The sequence below is a fragment of the Pseudonocardia sp. KRD291 genome (genome assembly GCF_019263595.1).
Lineage (GTDB): Bacteria > Actinomycetota > Actinomycetes > Mycobacteriales > Pseudonocardiaceae > Pseudonocardia.
Map to the genome: position 1 here is coordinate 1 of NZ_JADQDD010000282.1, position 7,892 is coordinate 7,892.

The 7,892-nt window shown below is 76.0% G+C and carries 7 protein-coding genes; all 7 read right to left on the reverse strand.

Going from position 1 to position 7,892, the window contains the following annotated elements; translation table 11 throughout:
* Positions 1 to 19 precede the first annotated feature (19 nt).
* A complete protein-coding gene (locus I4I78_RS27075; RefSeq protein ID WP_218614330.1) occupies positions 20 to 844 on the reverse strand; it encodes a putative protein N(5)-glutamine methyltransferase in 825 nt (274 codons plus the stop codon).
* Between the two features lie 53 nt (positions 845 to 897).
* Positions 898 to 1,911: a helix-turn-helix transcriptional regulator gene (locus I4I78_RS27080; protein WP_218614331.1), complete on the reverse strand. Its 1,014-nt coding sequence runs from the start codon at positions 1,909 to 1,911 to the stop codon at positions 898 to 900.
* Between the two features lie 106 nt (positions 1,912 to 2,017).
* Positions 2,018 to 2,776 (reverse strand): sirohydrochlorin chelatase, encoded by a 759-nt coding sequence (locus tag I4I78_RS27085; RefSeq protein ID WP_308252382.1) that lies wholly within the window; start codon positions 2,774 to 2,776, stop codon positions 2,018 to 2,020.
* Between the two features lie 23 nt (positions 2,777 to 2,799).
* Complete coding sequence (locus I4I78_RS27090; RefSeq protein WP_218614336.1) at positions 2,800 to 3,966, reverse strand: uroporphyrinogen-III synthase; 1,167 nt, start codon at positions 3,964 to 3,966, stop codon at positions 2,800 to 2,802.
* Between the two features lie 179 nt (positions 3,967 to 4,145).
* Positions 4,146 to 4,601, reverse strand: a complete 456-nt coding sequence (gene nirD / locus I4I78_RS27095; RefSeq protein WP_218614332.1) for a nitrite reductase small subunit NirD — start codon at positions 4,599 to 4,601, stop codon at positions 4,146 to 4,148.
* Positions 4,598 to 7,180, reverse strand: a complete 2,583-nt coding sequence (gene nirB / locus I4I78_RS27100) for a nitrite reductase large subunit NirB (protein ID WP_218614333.1) — start codon at positions 7,178 to 7,180, stop codon at positions 4,598 to 4,600. The genes nirD and nirB overlap by 4 nt, the downstream gene beginning before the upstream one ends.
* Positions 7,181 to 7,282: 102 nt before the next feature.
* Positions 7,283 to 7,892: helix-turn-helix transcriptional regulator (locus I4I78_RS27105; protein ID WP_218614334.1), on the reverse strand; the 610-nt coding region annotated here is incomplete at its 5' end.

A 7,892-nucleotide genomic window follows, 5' to 3' on the forward strand; every position in this document is an offset into this window, starting at 1 on the left:
GGGTGGCAGGCGGCGGACGTCAGGGACGGGTTCCGATCACGACCGTCGAGCCGAGGTCGTAGTCCTCGACCACCCGTGCGTGGAGGCCGTTGCCGGTGAACACCCCGGCCAGGACGGACGCCTGCTCCTCCCCGGTCTCGATCAGCAACGACCCGCCCGGCGCGAGCCAGCCCGGTGCCACGGCCGCCACCCGGCGCGCGACGTCCAGGCCGTCGGCGCCGCCGTCCAGAGCGATCCGGGGTTCGTGGTCGCGGGCCTCCGGCGGCATCGTGGCGATGGCGTCGGTCGGTACGTAGGGCACGTTCGCGACCAGCACCGACACGCGTCCACGCAGCTCGGCGGGCAGCGGTGCGTCGAGGTCGCCCGCGTGGACCCGCCCGCCGAACGGGGCGAGGTTGTGCCGCGCGCACGCGACCGCGACCGGGTCGATCTCCGCGGCGTGCAGGTCGACCGGCCCGGCCCCGGACCGCAGGAGCATCGCCGCCACCGCCGCCCCGATCGCCCCCGTGCCGCAGCAGAGGTCGACCACGACCGGCGGCCCGGCCGGCCCGGGCGACCCCGGTGACGAGGCCGACGCGGCCAGCGCGGCCACCGCCTCGTGCGCCAACGCCTCGGTCCGACGCCGCGGGACGAACACCCCCGGGGCCACCGAGATCCGCAGCCCGCCGAACTCCGCCCACCCGAGCAGATGTTCCAGCGGCAGCCCCCCGGCCCGCCGCTCCACCAGGGCGTCCAGTTCGGACCGGTCGGACGCGGCCTCGATCAGCAGTGCGGCCTCGTCCTCGGCGAACACGCACCCGGCCGCCCGCAGCCGCTCCACGACCGGCCCGGGATCAGCACTCATCGGCCCATCATCGCGGGCGGCCCGTCACCGGCGGCCGCCCGGCCCGGGAACGCTCAGGCCGGGGGCCCGCCGCGCGGCGGAGCGACCAGCCGTGGTGGAGCAGCGCGGGTCGGCAGGTCGGGCACCCCGTAGAGCTCCAGCAGCCCGGATCCGCGTTCGGTGCGCACGACCACCGTGTGCCGGCCCTCGCGCCGCCGCGAGACGAGCCCGTCCGCGACCAGCGCGGAGATCTGGTGGGTGGCCGTGGCGGGCGCGAGCCCGACGGCCGAGGCGAGGCGCGACATCGTCCACGGCGTCCCGAGCAGGCGCAGCAGCGTCGCCCGGACCGGCGTCAGGAGCGCGGCCAGGCCACCCTCGTCCTCCCCGTTCGGCACCGGCGCGGGGTAGCCGAGCCACACCAGGCCGGGCCGGTCCAGGTTGCTGATCGAGACGTCCACCCCGGACAGCAGCGGCGCGAGCACCACGGTGTGCCGGCTCGCGTCCAGGTCGGTGCCCTCGGGGTCCGGGAACTCCAGCACCCCGTCGACGATCCGGCCGCGCGGGTGCGCCCCGGCCAGCACCAGGTCCAGCGCACCGCGGGCGGCCGCCGTCCCGACGCGTTCGACCTCCCGGCCGCGGCGTCGGTCCTGCGCCTGCCAGACCGGCTCGACGAGGCGCCACACGGTCTCCAGCGCGGCGGCCGTGTCGGATATCCACCGGCGGGCGGCCCCGGCCACCTCCGACCAGTGCGGCGGCGGGTCGCCGGCGTAGGTGAGGTCCAGGTCCGCGTGCAGGTCAGCGGCCGACATCGACCGCAGGCGGTCGAGCTCGTCGGCGACCGTCGTGTCGCGGTCCGGCGCGGCGGGCGTCAACGCCTCCGGCGCCACGGAGCTCCCGGGCACCACGAGCCGGGACACCGCGTGCAGCTCCGCCCCGGACCACCGGTCCCCGACCGCCGAACGGCCGCCGCGCATCCGCGCCGCGGCTGCGGCGCAGGCGAGCGCCAGCACGCTCGTGTACGGATCGACGGTGACCCGGACCGCCGCGTCGGACCGTATGTGGACCCGGCTGACCGACCCGGCGTTCATCGTCCCCCTCCACCCACGCCACCGAACGGCGGCGCCCCGCACCGACCCTAGCCGGGAGCACCGACAACCGTCCCGTCGTTCCGGTGGGGCTGCCGCAAAGAGGGAGTCAGGCGGCGCGCGCGGCGGCGGGTGCGGCGGCCCGGTAGCGGTCCATGACGGTGCCGACGACGTCCGGGTGCACGCCCAGCGGATCGGCCACCACGTCCGCGCCGCTGGCGAGCAGGCGGTCCTGGAACACCCCCGGCGCGAGCAGCCAGGACGCCACCGCGATCCGGCTCTCCCCCGCCCGGCGCAACCCGTCGACCAGCGCGCCGACCCCGGGATGCCCGGTCGCGGCGAAGCCGACCCGGACCCGACGCCCGACCGACGTGCCGAGCATCCCCGCGGCCCGGCGGACCTGGGAGACCGCGTCCGGATCCGACGAGCCCGCGGCGGCCAGCACCACGGCGTCCCCGCGGCGGTACCCGGCCGCGCGGAGGCGGTCGTGGGCCGCGGCGGCGAGCCCGTGGTCGGGGCCGAGTGCGGGGGTGACCGGGAAGCGGCCGGGGTCCGCGCCGGCGGCGCGCAGCTGCTCGGGCAGATCCGACCGCACGTGGTAGCCCGCGGCCAGGAACGCCGGCAGCACGACGGCGCCGGGACGGCCCTGCGTGACGAGCTCGGCGACGGCGTCGCCCACCGTCGGGCCGCGGACGTCGACGTAGCAGACCCGCACGTCCAGGCCGGGCTCGGAGACGGCGGCGGCCGCCGCCAGCCCGCGCACGACGACGTCGGCGGCGGGGTTGCGGCTGCCGTGCGCGACCAGCAGCAACGGGACCCGGGGCGGTACGCCCCCGGGCACTCCGGCTTCCTGCCGGGCGCGCGTCACGCCGGCTTCCTGCCGGGCAGGCGTCACCGCCGTCGCCCCTCGTCGGTCCGGTCCTCGGTCGTGCAGTGCGCCCCGGGTCCGCTCGTGCCGGTACCCGGCTCGAGGGCGAGACGGTAGCCGCGGCGGACCACGGTCTGCACCAGGCCGGGCTCGCCGAGGGCCTGGCGCAGGCGCGCGATCGCGTTCTCCACGGCGTGCTCGTCGCCGGCCCCGCCGGGCTGCGCGGCCAGCAGCTCGGCCCGCGGCACCACCCGTCCGGGCCGCTTGGCCAGCACCCGCAGCAACGCCATCGGCGTCGGCGGCACCGGACGCAGGACGCCGTCGACGAGCACCGCGTGCCCGCGCAGCTCCAGCTCGTGCGCGGCCACCGGGAGACGCCGGGCGCGCGAGGGCGCGGCCGACTCCAGGGTGCGCACCATGGCTCCGAGCCGGGAGCGCTGCGGCTGCAGCGTCGGGACGTCGAGTGCCTCCAGCGGCGCCGCGGTCACCGGCCCCACGCACAGCGCCAGCACCGGGCCGCGCATCGCGGTCAGCAGGTCCTCGCGCACGCCCAGCTCGACGGCGCGGGCGAGCAGCCCGGCCGCGGCGGGAGCGCTGGTGAACGCCAGCATGTCGATGCCACCGGACAGCGTGCCGGCGATCAGCCGGTCCAGCGGCGCGATGTCGAGCGGCGGCGCCCAGCGGTACACCGGGATCGTGACGACCTGTGCCCCGGCCAGCTCGAGCGCCTCGACCACGTCGGGCAGCGGCTCACCGTGCAGCTGCACCGCGATCCGGCAGCCCTCGACCCCGCGCTCGAGCAGGTGCTCGAGCACCTCGGCGGTCGACTCCGACTCCGGCGACCACGCGTCGACCAGCCCGGACGCGCGGATGGCGCCGCGCGCCTTCGGCCCGCGGGCGAGCATCTCGCAGCGGCCGAGCGCGGTGAGCAGCTCCTCGCCGATGCCCCAGCCGTCGGCGGCCTCCATCCAGCCGCGGTAGCCGATGCCGGTGGTGGCCACGGCGATGTCCGGCGGCTCGGCGATCAGGGCGCGGGTGGTGGTCTCCAGGTCGGCGTCGTCGGCGAGCGCGACGATCCGCAGCGCGGCACCCTGCTGGATCACCGCACCGCGGCGTTCGAGCATGGTGGCGAGCTCACCGGCGCGGCGTGCCGCGGTGATGCCGACGGTGAACCCGGCCAGCGCCGGCACCGGCTCGTCGCGACGGGTGCCGCGCGCCGCTGCGCCCGTGCTCGCGCCGCGTCCGCTGCTCCCGGCCTCGGCAGTCCGGTCATCGCCCGGTCGTGCGGCCACGTGGCCTCCGTTCCCCCGGCCGGGGACGGCGCGGGAACGGGCAGGCGGGGGGTGCGGCGTCGCCCGGATCCGGGCGTTCACCGTAGCCCGATCTGCAGGTCCGCGCCGCACACCCGGGTCCGGTAGACGCCGAGGGACACGGCCGGGTCGTCGAGACACCGGCCGTCGTCGAGGCGGAAGGCCTGCTTGTGCACCGGCGACGCCACGGTCGGCACGCCGCCGCGGTCGCCCACGATGCCGCGCGAGATCACCGCGGCGCCGGTGTAGGGGTCGACGTTGCCGACCGCGTAGAGCACGTCATCCTCCATCCGGAAGATCGCGACCTGGGTGTCCCCGACCAGCGCGGCGACACCACGGCCGGGCTGCAGCCGCTGCAGCGGGCAGACGTGCAGCCAGCCCGAGACCTCGGTCCCGACGCGGGCCGCGGGCCGGGACTCCGGTGAGCGGCGCGGTTCGAGAGCCGCATCGTCCGCGACCCCCGCCCGGCGCGAACCTGGGGTGAGGGCGTTCTCCAGCGGGCGTGTGGTGGTCATCGGTGCACCTCCGGTAGGCCGATCAGGACGGGTTCGGGCGTGCTCGCCGGGATGTTCTGCCCCCGCTCGGTGACGAAGCTGATCGTCGGGTCCGGGGTGTCCGGGGCGTTGACGAACGAGACGAAGCGGGACAGCTTCTCCGGGTCGTCGAGGACCCCGCGCCACTCGTCGGCGTAGGAGTCGACGTGGGCGGCCATCGCGGCGTCGAGGTCGGCCCCGATGCCCAGCGAGTCCTCGACGATCACGGCGTGCAGGTGGTCGAGCCCGCCCTCCATCGCCTCGATCCACGGCGCCGTGCGCTGCAGCCGCTCGGCGGTGCGTACGTAGAACATCAGGAACCGGTCGATCGTGCGGATCAGGGTCGCGGAGTCGACGCCGGAGACCAGGAGCTCGGCGTGGCGCGGGGTGAAGCCGCCGTTGCCGCCGACGTAGAGGTTCCAGCCGTCCTCGGTCGCGATCACCCCGAAGTCCTTGGAACGGGCCTCGGCGCACTCGCGCGCACACCCCGACACCCCAGACTTGATCTTGTGGGGGCTGCGCAGCCCCCGGTAGCGCAGCTCCAGCTCGACGGCCATCCCGACCGCGTCCTGGACGCCGAAGCGGCACCACGTGGTGCCCACGCAGGACTTCACCGTGCGCAGCGACTTGCCGTAGGCGTGCCCGGACTCGAACCCGGCGTCGACGAGGCGGCGCCAGATGGCGGGCAGCTGCTCCACCCGGGCGCCGAACATGTCGATCCGCTGCCCACCGGTGATCTTGGTGTAGAGCCCGAAGTCGCGCGCCACCTCGCCGATCACGATCAGGCCCTCGGGCGTGACCTCCCCGCCGGCGATCCGCGGCACCACCGAGTAGGTGCCGTTGCGCTGCATGTTCGCCAGGAAGTGGTCGTTGGTGTCCTGCAGCGCGGCCTGCTCGCCGTCGAGGATGTGCCCGCCACGCCCGTCGATACTGCCGAGCGTGGCCAGGATGGACGCGACGACCGGCTTGCAGACGTCGCAGCCGAGCCCGGTGCCGTGCGAGGCGACCAGCGACGAGAAAGAGGTGATCCCGGCCCCGGCGACGATCTCGAACAGCTCGGCGCGGGAGTACGCGAAGTGCTCGCAGAGGGCCGTGGACACCTCGACGCCCTGCTGGGTGAGGATCTTCGCCAGGACCGGGACGCAGGACCCGCAGGTGGTGCCGGCCCGGGTGCACGCCTTCAGCGACGCGACGTCGTGCGCACCGTCGTCGATCGCGGCGCACAGCGCTCCCTTGGTGACGGCGTTGCAGGAGCAGATCTGCGCGGAGTCCGGCAGCGCCCCCGCGTCCGGCTCCGCGCCGCCGGACGAGATCAGCGTGACCGGGTCCGCGGGCAGCGCCGACCCGACGAGCGGTCGCAGCGAGCCGTAGCGCGTGGCGTCGCCGACCAGCACACCGCCGAGAAGGGTGGGCGCGTCGGCGCCGGTGCCCGCTCCGCCTGCGCCGCCCGGGGCGGACACGACGAGCTTGGCGTAGGTGCCGGCGACCGGGTCGTCGACCACGATCTCCAGCGCGCCCTCGGCGGCGGCGTGCGCGTCGCCGAAGCTGGCCACGTCCACGCCGAGCAGCTTGAGCCGGGTGGACATGTCCAGCTCCTCAGGTGTCATCCGGGCGTCGCCGCCGAGCAGCCGGTCCGCGACCACCTCGGCCATCGCGTACCCGGGCGCGACCAGGCCGTAGGTGCGCCCCTGCAGCGCGGCGCACTCCCCGATCGCCCAGACGTGGGAGTCGGCGGTGCGGCAGCGGTCGTCGACGAGCACGCCGCCGCGCTCGCCGACCGCCAGCCCGTTCTTCCGGGCCAGCGTGTCCGCGGCGCGGATGCCGGCCGAGAACACGACCAGGTCCGCGTCGAGCTCGACGCCGTCGGACAGGCGCGCCACCAGCCGGTCGGCGTCGGCGCGGATCCCGTCCACCGAGACGCCGGTGCGGACCTTGAGCCCCTGCTCCTCGACGAGCGATCGCAGCAGCGCCCCGCCGCCGTCGTCGACCTGCACCGGCATCAGCCGCGGCGCGATCTCCACGACCTGCGGTGAGAGCCCGAGCAGGCGCATCGCGCGGGCCGCCTCCAGGCCGAGCAGCCCCCCGCCGACGACGACGGCCGAGCGCCGCCCGGGTGCGGTGCGTCCCACGGCGGCCCGCGCTGCCTCGGTGATCGCGTCCAGGTCGTCGAGGGTGCGGTAGACGAAGCAGCCGGGCAGGTCCCGGCCCGGCACCGGCGGGACGAACGGGGTGGATCCGGTGGCCAGCACCAGCGCGTCGTAGCCGAACGAGGCGCCGGACGCGGTGCGCACGGTCCGCGCGTCCCGGTCGATGGTGGTGACGGCGTCGCCGAGGTGCAGCGCGACCAGCGGGTCGGCGCGCAGGTCGTCGTCCGGGAGCCGCAGCTGCTCCTCCGACGTCCCGTCCACGTACGACGAGAGCGCGACCCGGTCGTAGGCGCGGCGGTTCTCCTCGCCGAGCACGGTGACCTGCCAGGCCCCCTCGGCGTCGCGGTCGCGCAGCGCGGACACCAGCCGGTGCCCGACCATTCCGTTGCCCACCACGACGAGTCGTCTGCTCACCCCGGAGACGGTAGGAACCGGTCATTACATCGACGCGACCCGTCGTGACGTCGGCGTAACGTGCCGCTCACGAATCCGCAGGACCGGCTGTGAGCGGGAGCCCTACGGGACGAGCCCGAGGCTGCGCGAGCGCACCACCGCCTCGAACCGGGTGTGCACCCCGAGCTTGCTCATCGCGCTGCGGAGGTAGGCCTTCGTGGTCTCGGGCTTGATGCAGAGCCGGGTCGCGGTCTCGACGTTCGTGCAGCCGAGCGCGATCTGCGAGATGACGTCGATCTCCCGCGGGGAGAGGGCGACCCCGTGGTCCGCGGCCCGCTCCGGCGCCGCGGACCTGCTGCCGACGTCGGCGAGGCGGCGCGACACGTCGGAGACCCGCGCGGACAGGCTCGAGTCCGGGATCATCTGGGCGACGGCGCGGAGCTCGGCGTGCAGCGCGCGGATCTCCTCCAGGTCGGCGGCGTCACGGACGTCGCCCTGCGAGGAGGAGGCGACGACCTCCGCGTCCCGCAGCCGCCGCGCGACCTCGTCGCGGACCGTGAGCTCCGTGCTCAGCCTGCGGCCGCAGGACAGCAGCGCCGCCTTGGCCCGGTCGCCGAGGGTCACGCTCTCCCGGGTCGCGCCGTAGATCAGCGCGGCCGGCCGGCCGCGGACGATGATCGGGGCGGCCGCGACGGCGGAGAGCCCCTCGGCCGCGACCCACTGGTCGTAGTCG

Bases quoted from the DNA above. Each gene is read 5' to 3' on its own strand.
- I4I78_RS27075 (WP_218614330.1), bottom strand. From the start codon at position 844: ATGAGTGCTGATCCCGGGCCGGTCGTGGAGCGGCTGCGGGCGGCCGGG.
- I4I78_RS27080 (WP_218614331.1), bottom strand. From the start codon at position 1,911: ATGAACGCCGGGTCGGTCAGCCGGGTCCACATACGGTCCGACGCGGCG.
- nirD (WP_218614332.1), bottom strand. From the start codon at position 4,601: ATGACCACCACACGCCCGCTGGAGAACGCCCTCACCCCAGGTTCGCGC.